Source organism: Alcanivorax sp. REN37 (assembly GCF_041102775.1).
In the GTDB taxonomy this organism is placed as follows: Bacteria; Pseudomonadota; Gammaproteobacteria; order Pseudomonadales; family Alcanivoracaceae; genus Isoalcanivorax; species Isoalcanivorax beigongshangi.
This window is the reverse complement of sequence record NZ_JBGCUO010000001.1, coordinates 1,274,451-1,292,908: the sequence shown is the minus strand read 5'-3', so window position 1 is coordinate 1,292,908 and position 18,458 is coordinate 1,274,451. Positions and strand designations below refer to the sequence as shown.

Sequence of the window (18,458 nt, the reverse complement as noted above, 5' to 3'; positions counted from 1 at the left end):
TTCATCATCGAGATCTCTCGATTACCTGACGGTTTAGCTCCCGCAGTTGTTTCTGCACCTCACGGCCATCTGACCATTTATTTAGCCAGCGTCGATCCTGCTGGGTGACCTGGACGCAAATTTGGTCTAGAAGCGAAAAAATAGATTCACGGAACGCGGTCCAGTCGTCCAACTGTTGTGCCGAAGAGGGCACTTTCTTCACCGCTCCGAATTTGAACGGGGCATCCAGATAAACGCGGCTGTCATCGTAGTTTGCGATACGCACATTCAGATATGTGCCATATGCCCAAGCCGCCTCCGCAGAATTACTGTCGAGCAACACCTTCTTAAAGCCACGCACAACAAAGTGCACTCGGTAGTCTGGCTCAGGCAGCTCAAGCTGATACACGTCGCCGTTGGCAAAACGAGCGGCCATGCTGGCGCCAATAGCCACACCTTTCGCATAGGGAATGAAGGGCACTTGTAATCGATCAGAAAATCGTTTTCCGAACTGGTCGGCTACCCAGCCCTGAAACACGTCCGGGTCCTGGCCATGCGCCCTCAGCATCTCCAGCGCTTGGTCCTCCAGCGCCACAGACATCACGCGAATAGCGTTCCCATAGCTGGCTCGCACCTCTAGGTCCTGCAAACGCCTAGCAAATTGATGGAAGATGTTGTCCGACTCATTGAAATAAAGGGCGCGAATGAGGCTCGCCTCGGTGCCTGCATCTGGGTCCCCCTGCACCACATGAATCAACTGTCGATCCACCGGGTACGCGGCCAGAACCCTTTTGCTTGAGTAGTCGAATAGCAAGGCCTGCGCATGGAGATCAGCGACCATTTTTGTAGTATCACCAAGCTTTTCTCGGGATACATTTTCCCAGTCAACAAGCATTGCCAGTGCCACCGCGCCTTCAATGTCTGAATGCTCGGCCAGGTTTGTCTCTAAGTGGAGGTGTGCAAGCGGAGCACTGGAAATAGCGTCCCATAGCTCCTGTTGTAGATTAGCCCCGCCTTCCTCCGACCGCTCCTGCATTAGAGCCAAGGTATGAGGGAATGAGGCAGCGCTTTCAGCGGCGGTACCTGACAGAGCAAGTCCAGCAAAGTAAACCGTTTTCTTCTCACCGCCCGCTAACACAGTGTCAGGCACTATTGCCAATGCGATCATTAGGACAGCAATTGCCAGCGGGGCGGCCTTACCATAAAAGTTTCTGAACGTTTTCAACGGGTCACTCATGACAGTCTCGAGCCATAATCAGTGCGATCGTCTGGCCCCGCCGCGCTCTGCATTCCTCTTTGTGAGCCGTGACCTAACAATCAGGAGATGGCGGCGCTGCTTTTTGGGGGAAAAAGCGACCCTAGCGCGAGAGCGCGACAGTTTAGATCGCACTGCACTTTGAGCTGACAGACGGTGGGTGAGGGAGTTGAAGAGATGAAGCGCATATTATTAGGGCATCAACGCGCGATGAGGCAGACACAATATTAAGAATGTGAACTGCCCCTGAGTTGGCAGGAATTTAAGCGGCCTCTTGCTTTTCATCAGGCGTGTTCATAGAGCCAGGATTCCTTAACCCATAATGCACATCACCGAGGGCCACTGGCCCTACGGCAACGGCCCTTGTCTAAGTCAGCGGCGGCAGACACCTCCCGCAGGCTACGAATCTGCTCCAACAGCGCCCGGGTGGAACCGTCCAAGTCGGCAGGCATCGCGGCGCCTTGCACCGCCGGCAGCAGGCGCGTAGCCAGCTGCTTGCCCATCTCAACACCCCATTGATCGAACGGGTTGATACCCCACATCACCGCCTCTACAAACACCTTGTGTTCGTAGAGCGCCACCAACAGACCCAAGCTGTAGGGCGTCAGGGCGTCGAGCAGCAAGGTGGTGCAGGGTTGTCCGCCTCGGTAACGGCTGTGGGGCGGCAGCTGGTCGGCATCGTCGAGAATGCCATCACCGAATGCCATCAACTGCATCTGCGCCAGTGCATTGGCCAACGTCAGGTCGTGTTGCGCCTGCAGCTCCGGGGACGCGCCCGATGGAGTGGCGCACAGCAGATATTCGCAGGCCACGGTGTGGGTGCCTTGGTGCAGCAGCTGGTAGAACGCGTGCTGAGCATTGGGACCCACCTCACCCCAGATAATCGGGCAGGTATGATCCGCCACCCCCTGACCATCGCGGGTCACCGACTTGCCGTTGGACTCCATTTCCAACTGCTCCAGATAGGAGGGCCAGAACTTCAAGCGCCCCTCATAGGGCAGGATGGCACGGGTGTGGATGTCGAGATAATTGATGTTCCAAATGCTGGTCAAGGCCAACAATACCGGCAAATTGGCCATCAGTGGCGTGCCGCGAAAGTGCTGATCCATGGCGTGGCCACCGGCCAAGAAATCACGGAACGCTTGCATGCCGACCGACAACGCGATCGGCAATCCGATGGTGGACCAGACTGAGTAACGGCCGCCAACCCAATCCCAAAACAGCAGTTGGTTAGCCGCAGGAATGCCCCATGCATCCATTCGCTCTGGCGCGGCGGACACGCCGAAGACATGGCGCTGCTTGATTTCCCCCTCGCTCCAACCGGGCAAGCCCTGCTGCAACCATGCCAACGCAGTACGTGCATTGGACAAGGTATCCACCGTGATAAAAGACTTGGACGAAATTACAAAGACGGTGCGGGCGGGATCCAATTGGGCTAGCAACGGGGCCAGTTGACTGCCATCCATGCTGGACACGAAGTGGACGCTGACGCCACCGCTGCGCACACCAGGCAGGTCCCGCAGCGCATGGTGCGCCATCACCGGTCCGAGATCAGAGCCGCCCACCCCCAAGTTGATCACATGCTCCACAGCGTCGCCGCGCACACCGCACCATTGGCGCTGGAAAAATTGCTCAACTATGGTTTCCATTCGCTGCAGCTGCTCGGCGACGTCCGGCGCGCGTGCCGCCAGATCGCGCAGCTGCCAGTGCTTGGCGGCACGCCCTTCGGACACATTCACGGGGTCACCAGCGAACAGCTTTTCTACCCAGCGCGTCAATTCCCGCTCACCGGCTAGCGCGACTAGCTCGGTCAATACACCCACGTCCAAGCGTTGCTTGGACAAGTCCAGGGTCAAGCCATCGAGTTGAAATCGCAGTTGCTCAGCGCGCCTCGGTTCGCGCGCAAACAGAGCCTGCAACGGCGTTGTCGCGAAGTGCAGTGCCCGCTGCCGCAGAGCGTCGCGTGCTGGTGCCATCATGCGTGTTCCATTTTTGCTGGTGCTCAAAATCGTGTCACAGCGGTGGCGCTGACCTCACATCATTATTGTGGCGACTGCACTGGAGGCCCACCGGTCGTAGCGGTCGCCCTACGGCCACAACAGGCACAGGGCTAGGGAGCCGGGCGCTTGCTGAACTCAAACTATGCTGCTTAGCTGCGCCGACCGGCCGGTGGGCATCCGGCGCTGCGGAGGAGCATGCTAGACCGGTTCGCGAAACAAAGCAGTTGCCCACACGGCATCAGCCAGAGCCGCTTGAGTCGTCAGCAATCGGGATAGGTGTACAGGAAGGGACCGCACGCTCGACGAGCCGTGGGCAAGGACCAGCAACTATGGCAATAAGATCTCAGTAGTCACAAGCGGACGCTACGATGGCGCGCGCTTCAGCGGCCAGCTCTGGGTGACGAAGGGCATAATGCAGGAACGCCTGCAAGTAACCGGTTTTGCTCCCGCAATCAAATGCCAGCCCCGTCATGACATAGGCCTCTACGGGCTGCTCAGCGATCAACGCGGCAATTGCGTCGGTCAGCTGAATTTCACCACAGGCATCCGGCCGCACTGCCGCCAACAGCGCCATCACACGCGCTGGCAGCACGTAGCGCCCCACCACTGCTAGGTTGGACGGCGCATCGGTGGATGTGGGCTTCTCGACTACACCGGCCATCTGCGCGCTTTCCCCAGCACCTGGTAGCGCGCCGGCAAGTGACACAATGCCGTAACGGTCCACCTGTTGCGCAGGCACACTCTGTACCAACACCTGCGCCGCGCCGGTCGCTTGAAAGCGAGCCAACATACATGCCAGATCCGGCGATGCGCCGTCAGCTTGATCAACCAGAACATCGGGCAACATCACCACAAAGGGTGCTTCCCCTACCCATTCGGCGGCCTGCCGCACTGCATGGCCCAAACCCAATGGCTGGGGCTGAGGCACGCTCTGGATAGTAACCCCCGGCGACACCAGATCGCGCACTTGTGCAGCCAATGCCGTTTTGCCTCGCGCCTCCAGCGCGGCGTCCAAGTCTGCGTCAATGGACAAGTACTGCTGAATAGCGCTGTCACCAGCCCGGGTCACCAACATGATGTCCGTCACACCGGCAGCGACAGCCTCATCCACCACATACTGGATCGCGGGGCGATCGAACACCGGCAGCAGTTCCTTGGGCATCGACTTGGAAGCCGGCAGCATGCGGGTGCCCAAGCCTGCAACGGGAATGATGGCTTTCTTGACTGCAGCGCTCACAGATTCCTCGAAATAGCGTGGGCCCAGAGTGCCCTGCCGCTCACTGACATCGGCGATCGGGAAGTGCTGACACTAGCGCAGTGCCAGCCAAGCCGGAATGGCAGAACAAACGGGTGATACTGGGATCGATGCCTTGGTGAGGTCACTACGGCTGTACGCCTCGCAGCCAGCGCTGTGGCACGCGCCGAACACAGGTTGTCAGGACGCGCCTTCGCTGCTGTGCCGCGCCGCAGCAGCGGTAACGACAGCCATCATTTGCGCTCTGATACGCTCCAGCGCTGGCTCATCCACTCCTTCAAACCGCAGCACCAGATTGGGAGAGGTATTAGACGCTCGGCACAGCGCCCAGCCGTCGGGAAAGTCCACGCGCAGGCCGTCCAGCAGCGTGATGCGGGCGCCTTCGAACAGTGCGGCCTGCGCCCGCACATCTTCCACGATCAGAAACTTGGTTTCTTCGGTGGCAGCCAGCATCAGCTCTGGGGTCGTCAGCGGCATGGGAAAGCGCTCGAAGTAGTCCGATGCCGGACCATCATGCCGACCAAGGATCTGCAGCAGACGCACCGCGGCCACCATCGGATCGTCCACCCCATACCAGTTTTCACTGAGATAGATGTGGCCGCTGGCCTCGCCGCCCAGCAGCGCGCCAGTTTCTTCCATACGGCGCTTGATCATCGAGTGCCCGGTTTTCCACATTTCTGCGCGGCCGCCGGCACCTTCGATGACACCGAATAGCTGCCCGGTGCACTTCACGTCGAACACCACTTGTGCGCCGGGGCTACGCTGAAGCAGATCTTCCGCCAGTGCCATCAGCAACACATCGGTATAGACAATACGGCCGTTCTCCAACACCACGCCGAGGCGATCGCCATCGCCGTCGAAACCAATTCCCAGATCAGCCCCGTGTTCCTGCACCGCCTCAATCAAGCTGGCTAAGTTCGCCGGATCACAGGGGTCGGGATGGTGGTTGGGAAAACTGCCGTCGACATCTTCAAACAGCGACACCACCTCGCAGCCCATGGCGCGGAACAAATAAGGCACCACCATGCCGGCGACACCGTTGCCGCTGTCGAGCACCACTTTCATCGGACGTGGCAGCCTGTGGCGCGCCAATACATCGTCCAGGTAATCGCACAGTACTTCGCGCTGGAACAACTCTCCGGGCCGTTCGCGCCGTAACTCACCGCTGACGATGCGCTGATAAAGCTGTTGAATCTGCTGCGCCGACAACACTTCCCCAGCGATCATGATCTTGAAGCCGTTGTAGTCCACCGGGTTGTGACTGCCGGTGACCATCACCGCGGAGCGGAGATCGAGCTGGGTGTTGACCGCGTGGTAAAGCACCGGGCTAGGCAGCATGCCCAAATCCACCACGTCGCAACCCGCTACCCGCAATCCAGCGGCAAGCTGGCGGCTGAGCTCCGGGCTCGACAGACGCCCGTCGCGGCCAATGGCCACCCTCACCTCTCCCGCATCACGCGCCACTGAACCCACCGCTTGGCCGATGGCGAAAGCGATTTCGTCAGTGAGGGTGTCGCCGTAGATGCCTCGGATGTCGTAGGCGCGGAAAATATTGGGGTTCAGCATTCACTTATCCTGTCAGCAAGACGCCAACAAAAAGCCGGTGACGCGTAGGGCGCCACCGGCGGCAGGTGCTGCTCTCATAGAGAGCAGTCACGAGACACTACGCAGAAAGGCCAATACTTGGCCCGATACGCGCTCCTTCCGGCACCACCACGTGATAGCCACAACTAGCGCCGGCCTGTAGCCATGCATGGGCACCCACCACAACCCCGCCGGCGATCTGGACACCCACTCCGAGGTGAGCAAAGGCATCCAAGCGAGCGTCGTGGTCCACGGTGGCATTGGCGTTTACCAAAGCACCGCGAGCCAGCACCGCCTCGGTGCCAACCACGGCACCAGCCATGACCGCGATTCCGCGGCCGAGCTTGGCCGAGGGACTGACGATCGACTGCGGATGGAACACGTTCACTAATTCCAAGCCCACGGCCTCGATGGCGTCGCACCATTGAGCGCGCACCTCGTTATTGCCTACCGCTGCTATAGCTCCTTGAGCTTGATCCGCGAACTCTGCCAGCGCCGCCACACAACCAACGATCTCACAGCCCAGACTCATTGTGCGTTCGGGATAGCTGTCATCAAGAAACCACACCCGCTGCCACTCACCGCCGAGCAGTGCCGCTTCGGCAACGCTCTTACCGTGACCACCGGCACCCAGCACCAATAGCGTCTTCATGCCGTTTCCCGCTTGCCGGCGTGGAAGCGCAGCGCCAATGCCAGCAGCGGCAGGTAGGCAATCAGCAAACACAACGCCGGATCCATATAGCCCAGTGCGGCCGCAAACGCCCAAGGACCCAGCCACAGCAGGTTGATGGCCAATACCGCCAGCGTCACTGGGCGGTGGCCGCCCACTTCACGGGAGGCGTATTGGTACGCGTGGGAACGGTGTGCCTCATAAACCTTGTCACCGCGCAGCAAACGGCGGAACAGCGTGAAGGTGGCATCGACGATGAACACGCCCATCAGGATCGACCATGCCCACAGCAATGCAGGCTGTGCTACCGCGGCAAACAACCCCAAGGCACCGATCATCAAGCCGAGAAAGCCACTGCCGGCGTCGCCCATGAAGATGCGCGCCGGCGGAAAGTTCCATACCAGAAAGCCCCCTACCGCTGCTGCTAACAAGAACGACAAGGTCGCGATTTCCAGGGCTCCGATTTGCCACAACAGCGCCCCACCGAGCAGACAGATGGTAATGGCCTGCACACTGGCGATCCCGTCGATGCCATCCATGAAGTTGTACAGATTCAACATCCACACAAAATAGAAGGCGGCCAATACATAGCCGGCAATTCCCAGATCGATTTCGTGTCCCGCCCAAAGCAGGGGCGGCAGCTGCGGCATCCAGGCCAGCACCCAAGCGGCACAGGCGAAATGGGCGATCAGACGCCAGCGGGCCGCAATATGCCCGTGGTCATCCAAGAATCCCACTACTGCACACAGGGCCCCGCCACCAAGCAGCGCCACCAAGTACCACCAGCCTTGCAAGGTGCCGGACAGCACCAGCAGCGACAGCAAGAACGCCACAACAATGGCCACTCCCCCGCCCCGTGGCGTCGGCACGGTGTGGGAGCTGCGCTCGTTGGGAATGTCGATAATGCTTTTTTTAAGCGCATACTGGCGCAGATACCCGGTCAATATCACCGCCAAGGCGAATACAGTTGCTACAGCGATCCACAGCATAAAGGTACTCAATTAAGTTAGGCTGGTTGAGTAAATTTTCTAGAAGTGGTTTTTCCCTGGGACATCCCTCGACAAAGCTCATCTTCAAAACTTCCGGAAAACCGTAGTCCCAACTGGTCTTCAAGTGCTTGCGGATCGATCTCGAAATCGCCCAATATCTTGGTGGCAGCTCTACGCTTACCTAGTAACCAAGCTGCCCAGTTCATAATAAAAACTGGTACGGGTAAAAGCCTTGCTGGCTTCTTCAAAGCCACTGCGATACCTTTAACAATTCGCGCCGTACTCCGCAGCTCTGCCTCGCAAGGCAGAATTATCGTACCAGAGGGTAGTTGACGCTTAAAGGTTAGCCAGAGAACATCACACAAGTTGTACACAGAAATAAGGCTGCGCTTATTTCGAGAAAGACCGAAAGGTAAAGGGACGCCAATATTCACGGCTCGAACAAGGCGCTGAAAATTGCCAGGTGCGCTCAGTGCATAAACCATAGGAGGCCTAACAATAATTAAGCGAGTGCTAGTTCCTTCAAAAATAGCACGAAGCTTATTCTCGGCCTTAAGCTTTGAGACAGCATAGTCATCTACAGGATCGACAGAAGAATCCGGAACCAGCGGAGCGTAAGTTTCAGCTCCGTGCACTCCAATTGATGACATATATATAAAAACGCCCACTCCCGACTTTAGTGCATGCTCAGCCAATAACAGTGTCGCATCTACATTTATGCGCTCAAAGGCTCTGAGTGCCTCATTTCCCTGCAGCCGTGTCTGATGAGCCATGCCCGCCAAGTGATATAAAACCGAAACTCCGTGAAGATGGCTTGACCAGTTACCAACATCTTCTAGGGAATCAATTTTAACCCAAGTCGTGTTTTCAGGCAGGTCGTATAATGCCCGCCGAGACAGCGCCACAACTTCGATAGACTCACGGGAAAGACGGTCTATTAAATGAGAGCCGATAAAGCCAGATGCTCCCGTAATCGCAGCTTTCACAAATTTGCCTCCATAGCTCTTAGCGCGTCCCTCAATTTGATCACTTGGTTCTCACGAATATACTTATCAGCCACTTTCTCTCTATCTTTCATACTTATGAAAGAGGCTACTTTCATCTTGTTGGCGGCATCGAGGGCGCCAACTAATTTATAGGGATCGCATGGCTCTACTAACTGATAATTTGAAAACTCCATTAGTATTCTTTGGGCCTGATCACCGCCGCCATAGATAATGTGCTTTCCTGTTGCTAAATACTCATACAGCTTCGAGGGCATAGCACCAGAAAAGCAAGGAGCCAACTGGGCGTAGAGAACATCAGATTGATTATAGTAATAAATAACTTCTTCCCATGGCACTCTACCAACAAACTCCACGTTGACAAGCTGGAGTCTTTTAGAAAGCTCTTGAACTCGATGCAAATCATTACCTGCACCAATAATTTTAAATTTAATTTTTGGTCGAAGAGCAGCAACTTTGACTAGAGTAGAAAGGTCTTGCGCAAGGCCCACATTTCCGATATAGGATACCACCATGGATTCATTCTGAGACGGCTCCACCTTGCTAAGCCTCTCGAATTGTAGTTGCGACACCCCATTAGAGACCTGAATTACATCCCGGCGTTGACGCATCTTCCTACTAACGTACTTGTACTCGGTATCATTTGTAACAGAAACAACCTCAAAAAAACCCAGCGCTCTTTCAAAAATAATACGAAATAGATATTTAGCAAATCGCTGCGAGACCTTCTGATCAGACAGATATTCCCAGCTAAGATCTCTGATATCGAGAACAACCTTGTATTTCAACAGCAACAACGGTGATAAAAATATCAAGAACATTGAGGGTGCTGTAACTAAGTAGACAGAAGCGTCAACTTTTCTAGCCGTCTTCAACAATTTAAACGCGTCCTTCATTTCCTTAAGAGCGCGTCCAAAAAAACCTGCGGGCTTTTCTAAAGAAAGCGCCACCTCATGAACTCTGACACTGTGAGGAAAGCTTACAGGTTTCCCATCTGATGACGGGCATAAATAATGAACTTCTCTTCCGTCCTCTAAAAAACCATTTAAAAAAGGAATCATTCTATTAGCTACAACTGGCTCGATAAGAGGATAGCTGGTGACGACAACTACTTTCATCTTAGAGTTGGCCTTCACGAATGACCTCCCAACTGAACTCGGTAGACAATGCGCCAGACGACCATGTCACCTCTGCAAATTTATTAGCCTTCATTTCACCAAACTTTGGATACCAAAAACCATCCTTTATTCGAACTTCCAAATTTTCCGCACCGCAAAAAAACACTTTCATTTTAAAATCGCCGCCACAAACACAGATAGCATCTCGATCTAAAATATTAATTTTTACTTCTGGATGGAAATGGAAAAAAGCTGATGCTTCACAAAACTTCCCATTCAAGGAATCTCGGATAGTCAGTCTATCATCCGATAAGCGCCACAATCGCCTGTGCATGCAGCCCCTATAGCCATCGTGAGACGCTTCAAATTCAGCGAATCCCTCTTTAATTACTTGCCTAATAATACTTGCTCTGGCCTTGCGCCCAACACGGAACGACGACCAAACATCTGAAGAGTTTTTACCGTCAACTACTACAGTGTTGTGAGCTGCTGTAGAGCGTTGATAGAGTCGTTCGGGCGTTAGCTCATAGACCGAAGTACCCGAATTCACTACAACTCGACTAAGGCCTAAACTAAGCTCAAAACTGAGGCTATCCGCATGAGCGTGACCTGGCTGAAAGGCAGGCCCCACCGGAGCAGCATCACATATTAATGTAGCAATATTTTTCCGAGTTACTAAATAGCCACTGTAAGAACCATCCTTGAATTGAGGCTCAGCCACCCCTAATTTTGACGCATAGCAAATTAGGGAGTTCAATGATGGAGCCCCTCCAAGCGCCCCGTCATTAAATAGCGCTATTTCTCCATCAGAATGTGAAAGTGCAATCGCCCATCGAAGGCCTTTTCTTATTTTATCTTCCAAGATTGGCTTCAGCACACTGAAATCTATTACATCGCTCGCCAACTCTAGCATATCCATCAGATCCCAAAGCATTATCCTGTGATACATTGGGGACAACTCGAAGTGGCCACCGCAATCGTCAAACTGCTCTGAAATTTGCGCCTTGATCTTTGCTATTAACCACTGCCAATCCCGAGACCTAACCTCCGGCAATGCAGCTTGTATAAACCAAAGTGCTTTAAGGTTCGCAAAAAGATGATTGGCCTGAAGATGGATCTCGAGCTTCCTACGAATCTCAATATAGTGGCGCCCAAGAATAGTACCTGCCTTGCAGCTGTCGATCTGCCCCGGATTTAACCATAGCCACTTGCACAGATTTACTGCTCGCAACGAGGTCGGATAAGGATCCCAAGGCACTCCCAAGACCTCCTTATTAGCCTCCCACCAAGCCAAGATGAGATCACGCTGAGAGGATATATCATTACTGCTATTACATGCCCAAAGCTCATCTAAATAGTGGAGATTATACTGCCAAAGCATGGCCTGTTCAGGTATTGGCTCAAATTTATCCCAGCGTACCTTTCCCTTCACATTCAAGAATGTGAATTCGTTGTTGCCATGCCAAGGCGAGGGCATATATTTCTGAAAATCAAATCTCCTATTCTCAAATATAAAGCCATTTACTGGCGGCAGGCGAAAAGGCCAGAAGCGACGTATAATTCGATAATATAGCAAGCTGTACCACTGATGTAGTCTCAATGGTAAAAGAGTATAGAGAATCCTTATCAACATCTATGCATCCTCTTGACTCGATCAATCAACTTGACTCGTCAGTAGGTGAGTAACCTGAATAGTGATGCCCGCTTTTCTCTGGAGAAATCGGGCATGGCTCGCCTCTTTCAATAGAGTGGAAGAAGGCTGCACCACAGCTATCCAGGCCTTTGTCTTGACGCCAGAGATTCATCTTATTGAATCCCCGCCTCCCATAACCGGTCATCTTACGGAAGTTGTCGATTTGCAACGTACGCCCGTCGGCAAACACCTCGATGCGCTTTCTTGGGAAGAACGCTTTTTTCTACACGCATGGCAACCTCATAATAGTTTACATGCAGAACATTACTCCACCCAATCTCAGAAAACTTTAGACGAAACCCAGCCTTTTACTACTTAACCTTAATGTAACTACAATTGTATCTCAAATAACGAAACACTGACATCGTCTTTAGACGTAAAGCCAATAACACAATGCACCGAGCCTCAAGAACAACAAAACTAATTATTAACCAGCTCTGCAAACTCTCTCGTCACCACTCCCCAAGAGCCTAGACTCTCAGCAAGAAAAACATTACCGCGAGATAATTGTAGCGCTTCTTCATATCGAGACGACACCATGAAAATCGCTTCTTTGAGAGATTTTCCACAGCCCGCCTTGTACCAATAAACATGAAAATTCGCACTTATCTTTTCTCGTTGGCTATCCGACACTACTACCGGAAGCCCAGTCGATAAATATTCATAAAGTTTCATTGGGCTTCCCTCATAGGAAAGCTGACTATCGTCCGTATGAAGAACAAGCGCCGGGTTTACTAAACCGCTTAAACTCTTCGGCAATTCATGAATATTGAACCTACCCATCACTTCAATACCGGAAACATTAAACTCTCTTTCAAACCCCCAAATCATCAAGTTAGAAACCAGTCCAGATTCCCGCGCCTGCTCATAAACAGATATCAAAACATTCCAGTCATAATATCTCTGGAAAGCCCCAAAATAAACCAAAGAAATAGGAGTCCCTCTTTGAGCTTCAATATCTGGCCACGAGACCGTGGAGTCATAGCCATTCCTAATCACAAACAACTTCCTCGACCAACCGGCCTGCCTTAAACCTTTTGCGGAACTCTCTGAAACAACCACGGCAGCACCGGTGAGGTTCGCCAGCCATATAGAAACACTCGAAATCCATCTTACAATAGGAAAGCGAGAATTTTTTCCCGTCACGCCGTTTATTTCCCAGAATACATCCATCATTTTTCTTTTATAAAATATAATAGGAAATAATATAAATGGCAGAACTGGACGCCAGCGAATAACTGCACGCGACTCTTTAGCAACTGCAAGCGCCCAAGCAACCCTAAAATAAAAAAACAATCTACTTTCGATAGAGCTATGGCTTTTAGATTCCTTTAGAAAGCCTTCAGGGTCGGGCCCAGAGACTACTCGCACAGAGACTCCGTTTTCTGTCATCCCCCTAACAAATCCTATTGCATGACTGACTCGCCCACACATGCCCTCAGAGAAAAAATGAGGTGTTGCCAGGACGTATAGAATGTCTCTCATCGCCTTCTCGCCCCAAAACAGCAATAGCAAAATTCAAGATAAAAAGAGAATCGGAACCCGAACAACAATACAAATAAACTCACGCAACTTAGACTGTAAGAAATAGAGCATTTCTAGCAATAAATAAGATTCAGCCTACCGCTCTGATTTCGCAAACCAGAACTAACTCAACCAATACAATAAACATTCAACCTAATAAAAACCTTCCAGACGCCCTTAGCTATTCATGATCCTAATATATGAGACGTCATAAACTAGCCCCTAGACTAAGCACATGCTTCCCTCTCCCGCGAAAGCCGCAAAGCAGAACAAGTCATTCCCAACGCAATAAAAATTAAGATAGAGTCCTTAACACTTCCACTAAAAAACTTCTCCACTGACCCATGCGTCAAAATAAGAAATGGCAATATGTATTTCTCCGACACAGCCAACTTGAACGACTTAGCCGAGAAATACAGGTACGAAAACAAAAACAATCCGCCCCCAACCAGACCCGTCACCATGAAGGCTTCAACTAAGAAGTTATGAGGGTAGTTTCCGAACACTTCAATCCTGCCACCAAAAAACGGGTTTTCCTTAATGCTGTCGAATGCAGCTCGCCATATCTCGACCCTTGCACTAGAACTGGCGCCAGATTCAACATCAGCACGTATGTTAAGGACTCTTTCAAAAACTCCGCTACCAGTAATTGAGAGAAATGTCGGCACACAAACCAGTATGCTGATCAAAAAAATGAGCGTTGAAAGCCTGAATCTAGCTCGATATATAACGAGCAATAGGATAAAGGAAATGAAAAGCGATACTACGGACCCCCTTGAGGCGCCAAGCATGAAGCAATACAATCCGGAAATCGCTGCAGACAAATAAAATACCTTTTGAAGCGTCCTGGAGGTCGTTGACATCAACTTCATCAGTGAAACAATGATGGTCAGTGATCCACTGTAGGAGAGCGCCAAGGGGCTCAAATACGAAGCATCGTCGTTATCGCGAGATATTGCGCTAATGCGCGTGACCCCGCCGGTTATTTGCTCAGCGTAGAGAAAATAACTAACTACGCCGAGCAGAAAACCGGAAAATATGATGATATTTGCCAGCCTGTCGAAGTCTTCTTCAGACCTCAACGCAGAAAAGAACAACATCGGAAAAACACAAAAAAGGATAACGTAAGAAAAATAATCAGTAATTGGCAGCGAATATTCTTCCAAAGAGAAGTTAGCGAATACGTTGAAACAATACAGCGTCAGAAAGAAGCCCATCGCGATATATGCTGCCAATGCCCACCCTTTTATATGATTAAGCAGCAAGGGTACCATCTTTACGAACCAGATTAGTCCCAGCAACGATATAAGCACCCTGACCGGCGCAGAATAAAAACGGGACATCGCAAACCCGAACGTATCGATGAATACTCCTAGTCCAACATAATAGCCAGAAAAAGAGAAAAATCCGATCACGTGAAGACTTACGGTCCAAGAAGACAATCTGACATGGGTCAAGGGCATCATCGTTATCTTTTTTTCAACGAATTCAGGAATGAAAAGGACTCCCTAGTATGGTAATCCAATATAGAAGTACAATCGAAATCACTCAGAAACTGCTCCGGCAAATCGTCACCCTCCTTCAGCTGGCGCCAGCGTTGATCAAGGCGTTCAAGTATGCTTGTAACTCTGGAGTCACCCTTTGTGTGGGAAACACTCACAAAAGGTTTGTTATAAATTATCGAAAACGCAGTTCCATGAAATGAGTTGGTGCAGACTGCCTTTGCATGTGCAAATAGAGACACGAAATCAGCTGGGCCCGCATCCCAAACGACCCTGTCGGCAGAAATGAAGCCCCGCGCGGCGGGGTTGGTGCCCGGTATCAATACCACCTTGAGACCGTATCGCTGCTTGATCTGCCTAATGATATCTTCCATATACCGTCTTCTCCTGACAGCGTACACAAGCAGATAATCGCCTGTAATGCCGGGATCCTTAACCAATGTGTTCCACTGTTCGGCAGTTTGTAGAAAGACCGGGTCCACGACAACCTGGGCATCTCTACCTGTCAGATTCCTTACTATCTCTGCCGCCCTGTGCTCACGGACAGATATGCGTTCAATAGCGGCGATTAGGGGAGCCATGGCACGCGCGTCATCCCCCTGAACGTCTGGCACGCCAATACTCGCCGCATAGGATGCCGTTGCTCTCCCAGACTGGACCGCGAACTCGAGAAAATAGGCTGGATCAATTCCAGATGAAGGATTCCATACCTGATCGCTACCGGTTATGAACAGCTCAGCATTAGGCAGCAACTCTAACAAGTGCTCATTGCTCTGGTACCTCAATTCGCTCTTCTTCCATGCCCATCTCCTAAAATCATCGAATCGCCTGCGCCGCTCTCTTATGTTCGAATAATTGATCAAGGTGAGGAGATTGATGACAAGGCCTTTCAACCCCTTCAGCGGCGACATCATGCTTTTTGATGCAGCCTCCCTAGTCTCGGGCCAATAATCAACCATTTGCGGCTCGAAACCCGCTTCTTCTAGCGCTTTTTGCAGCGAATAGGCCTGCAGAACCGCACCATAGTTATATGCGGCGTGAAAAGTTACGACAGCGGTCTTCATGACAACTTCCTCTTCAAAACTCTATTTCCGATCAAAAACAGCTTTCTCCTTGCCATACTCAGCTCCTGCCTACTCAGGAAGCAGAAGCAACAGAAAATTAAGTTAAATATCGCAATAATGGGAAACCCTATCCACAGATAGGCAGCATGAAAATCATCTAAAAGAAGGCGCACAATCTGATAAAGCAGTGCCGTCAAAACAAAGACGATTAGCGACTTAGTAAAAACCTTTACAAGATACAGAAAAATGTGGGCACCGAAGATATTGGAGACATATAAGACACATGCTACACCTCTGATAAATAGAGTTATTGCAACGCATGCTGCGATCCACTCTAGAGTTGATGCTCCACTCTCCCCAACGAGATACAAGGCGCCTGCTGCAGCACCTACAAAGCCGGCAGACATGACGGCAATGGCTCTCAAACGCCCCATTGCATTCATGACCGTGTATATGCTCAAGTAGAGAGCAACCCCGACAACACCAAGTAGCTGGATGACTGTCAATATCCAGTAACTCGAATACGTCTCGCCCACCCACACTGATATTATTGGCTCGGCAAAGAAGATCAAGGGGAAAGAAAAGAGCACCCAGGCACTAACTCCGTATCTGAGTAACTTTTTTATCAGCGCGCCTAATCCATCTATATCTCCTAATGCAGCCATTTTGCTGGCGTAAGCAAATCCGGGCGATAGGACACCGGATACAAACGTGCGAACTTGGGTTGCCACAATAGTGGCTATAGCGAACAATGCAACGCTCGTGGCGCCATGGTATCTCGCGACCGCAAAATCGGCGCCATAGTAAAGAAAAGCCGGCAAAATGGCGATCACCAGACTATAGCCGCTCAAACTAAAGAATTCCTTCATGATACTGCCGGAGAATTGAAATTGGCCCTGACTAAATATCTGGTGAAGTTCCCTTCTTGGAAGGTAGTAGCTGAACATCAAGGACAATGCGGCCGCAGCTAGGGTAGCATACCCTCCTGCAACAGCACTATGATCATTGAACGCCACCATGGCAGGTAAAAACACCAATTGCAGTACTCGCAAACTTACTTGCGGCAGCTGAATATAATCGAATCGTCCAATTGCAGTGGAAAGAGCGTTAAGGGGGGTTTGCATAAACAACACCCCCAAATATATCCCGGCGATCCTTACCAGTCGACTAAACTCATTCACTTTTGATTCGTCGACGGATAGAATTTTGGCGAGCGCTGACGATGCCTGAGTTGATGCCAACACCGACAAAAGCGACAGCGCCAGGAAGAAAGTAAATCCGAGAAATATTGCAGTTTTTGCCTCAGAAAAGTCACCCCTATTCAGAGAAGACCCGATGATGCGTTTTAGTGCGGCAGCAGCCCCTAACTCTAACAGAAACGCAAAGCTTATTATCGAGTATATTGTCAGCCGAAACAGACCAAACCCATCATCACCCATATAATGAATGTATATGGGAGCAGCAACTATGGCCGTGAGAGTTAATGCTAGTATGCCACCGTAATTCCAGGCAGCATTTTTCGCATATGACAAGCCCTGCATTTAACGCCATACTCCGCGAGTATCAATTACCTCACCCCCGGGTCTACTTTTTTTTCTGAAGAAGTCATGATCCACAAGTAGCAAATGCAAATCAGCCATAATCGCTCTGTCGAAATCTACGAGAGAGGCGCTTTCAAACCCTTTCGGTAGTTTAGATATATACGGCTCACATATAAGCAATTCTATTTTTTTATTTTTATGAAGCTCTCTTGCTATACCAAGCGCCGGACTCTCCCTCAGGTCGTCAATATTTGCCTTGAAAGACAACCCATAACAGGAAACTGTGACTCGATCGACCAACTTCTCCTCCGCAATTTTTTTAACCACTTCCAGAGCTTTTGTAATAACCCATTGCGGTTTTGCGTCATTTATCAACCTGGAGGCATGAATTAAGCGAGCATTCTCCGGGTCAACGGATACGATGAACCACGGATCCACCGCAATACAGTGCCCCCCAACCCCCGGTCCCGGCTGCAAAATATTCACGCGCGGATGCCGATTCGCCAGCTTGATCAACTCCCACACATTGATGTCCTGCTCATCACAAATCAGCGACAGCTCATTGGCAAAGGCAATGTTTACATCGCGGAAGGCATTTTCCGTGAGTTTAGCCATTTCCGCAGTGCGGGCATTGGTGGTCAGGCACTCGCCTTTGACGAAGGTCTGGTAAAGCTCTACGGCTGCTTCAGCGCACTTGGTGGTCATGCCGCCGACAATGCGGTCGTTCTCGATCAGCTCGATCATCACCCGGCCAGGCAATACCCGTTCTGGGCAATGGGCGATCAGAATATCGGCCTCATCACCCGCCTGCTGCGGGAAGCTGAGATCCGAGCGTGCTTCTGCCAGCCACGCCGCCATCTGCTCAGTGGCCCCTACCGGCGATGTAGATTCCAAAATCACCAAATCGCCTTTCTTAAGCACTGGCGCCAGCGCTTTAGAGGCTGCTTCGATGTAGCTCAAGTCTGGTTCCGGGATGCCATCTTCACGCAGCTCTTTCTTGAACGGTGTCGGCACCGCCACTAGGAATGCATCAGCGGGCTCGGGTTGGGTGGTAGCACGCAAACGGCCGGCAGACACGGCCTCGTGCACGGCTTTGTCCAGGTCCGGCTCAACAATGTGGATCTTGCCCTGATTGATGGTATCCACGGCGTGTTGGTTAACGTCCACGCCGATCACGGTCTTGCCGTGGCTAGCAAACATGGTGGCGGTAGGCAGGCCGATGTAGCCCAGGCCGATGACGCAGAGGGTATCGAAGCTCATTGATCTTCCTTGGTACGTTG

The 18,458-nt window shown here is 51.7% G+C and carries 14 protein-coding genes; all 14 read right to left on the bottom strand.

Annotated features, from left to right (window positions below; translation table 11 throughout):
- Positions 1–4 precede the first annotated feature (4 nt).
- The 14 genes from AB5I84_RS05775 to wecC all read right to left on the bottom strand — a co-directional run bounded on the left by AB5I84_RS05775 (position 5) and on the right by wecC (position 18,438).
- Positions 5–1,216, bottom strand: coding sequence for a hypothetical protein (locus AB5I84_RS05775; RefSeq protein ID WP_369454906.1), 1,212 nt, complete (start codon positions 1,214–1,216; stop codon positions 5–7).
- Positions 1,217–1,563: 347 nt separating this feature from the next.
- A complete protein-coding gene (gene pgi / locus AB5I84_RS05770) occupies positions 1,564–3,213 on the bottom strand; it encodes a glucose-6-phosphate isomerase (protein WP_369454905.1) in 1,650 nt (549 codons plus the stop codon).
- 364 nt (positions 3,214–3,577) lie between these two features.
- Positions 3,578–4,471: a UTP--glucose-1-phosphate uridylyltransferase gene (locus AB5I84_RS05765; protein ID WP_369454904.1), complete on the bottom strand. Its 894-nt coding sequence runs from the start codon at positions 4,469–4,471 to the stop codon at positions 3,578–3,580.
- Between the two features lie 198 nt (positions 4,472–4,669).
- On the bottom strand, positions 4,670–6,055 hold the full coding sequence (locus AB5I84_RS05760) for a phosphomannomutase/phosphoglucomutase (RefSeq protein ID WP_369454903.1): 1,386 nt from the start codon (positions 6,053–6,055) through the stop codon (positions 4,670–4,672).
- Between the two features lie 97 nt (positions 6,056–6,152).
- Positions 6,153–6,725 (bottom strand): PglD-related sugar-binding protein, encoded by a 573-nt coding sequence (locus tag AB5I84_RS05755; RefSeq protein WP_369454902.1) that lies wholly within the window; start codon positions 6,723–6,725, stop codon positions 6,153–6,155.
- Positions 6,722–7,732 (bottom strand): MraY family glycosyltransferase, encoded by a 1,011-nt coding sequence (locus AB5I84_RS05750; RefSeq protein WP_369454901.1) that lies wholly within the window; start codon positions 7,730–7,732, stop codon positions 6,722–6,724. Before AB5I84_RS05750 ends, AB5I84_RS05755 begins: the two co-directional genes overlap by 4 nt.
- Positions 7,733–7,749: 17 nt before the next feature.
- Positions 7,750–8,718, bottom strand: coding sequence for an NAD-dependent epimerase/dehydratase family protein (locus AB5I84_RS05745; RefSeq protein WP_369454900.1), 969 nt, complete (start codon positions 8,716–8,718; stop codon positions 7,750–7,752).
- The gene (locus AB5I84_RS05740) at positions 8,715–9,872 is read right to left on the bottom strand and encodes a glycosyltransferase (protein ID WP_369454899.1); all 1,158 of its coding nucleotides are present in this window, start codon (positions 9,870–9,872) and stop codon (positions 8,715–8,717) included. The genes AB5I84_RS05745 and AB5I84_RS05740 overlap by 4 nt, the downstream gene beginning before the upstream one ends.
- A complete protein-coding gene (locus AB5I84_RS05735) occupies positions 9,856–11,487 on the bottom strand; it encodes a heparinase II/III domain-containing protein (RefSeq protein WP_369454898.1) in 1,632 nt (543 codons plus the stop codon). The genes AB5I84_RS05740 and AB5I84_RS05735 overlap by 17 nt, the downstream gene beginning before the upstream one ends.
- Positions 11,488–11,967: 480 nt before the next feature.
- On the bottom strand, positions 11,968–13,032 hold the full coding sequence (locus tag AB5I84_RS05730; protein ID WP_369454897.1) for a glycosyltransferase family protein: 1,065 nt from the start codon (positions 13,030–13,032) through the stop codon (positions 11,968–11,970).
- A 266-nt stretch (positions 13,033–13,298) separates the two neighbouring features.
- Positions 13,299–14,345, bottom strand: coding sequence for an O-antigen ligase family protein (locus AB5I84_RS05725; protein ID WP_369454896.1), 1,047 nt, complete (start codon positions 14,343–14,345; stop codon positions 13,299–13,301).
- A 194-nt stretch (positions 14,346–14,539) separates the two neighbouring features.
- Complete coding sequence (locus AB5I84_RS05720; RefSeq protein ID WP_369454895.1) at positions 14,540–15,637, bottom strand: polysaccharide pyruvyl transferase family protein; 1,098 nt, start codon at positions 15,635–15,637, stop codon at positions 14,540–14,542.
- Positions 15,634–17,178: a lipopolysaccharide biosynthesis protein gene (locus AB5I84_RS05715; protein WP_369454894.1), complete on the bottom strand. Its 1,545-nt coding sequence runs from the start codon at positions 17,176–17,178 to the stop codon at positions 15,634–15,636. The genes AB5I84_RS05720 and AB5I84_RS05715 overlap by 4 nt, the downstream gene beginning before the upstream one ends.
- Positions 17,179–18,438, bottom strand: coding sequence for a UDP-N-acetyl-D-mannosamine dehydrogenase (gene wecC, locus AB5I84_RS05710; RefSeq protein WP_369454893.1), 1,260 nt, complete (start codon positions 18,436–18,438; stop codon positions 17,179–17,181).
- Between the last annotated feature and the right edge of the window lie 20 nt (positions 18,439–18,458).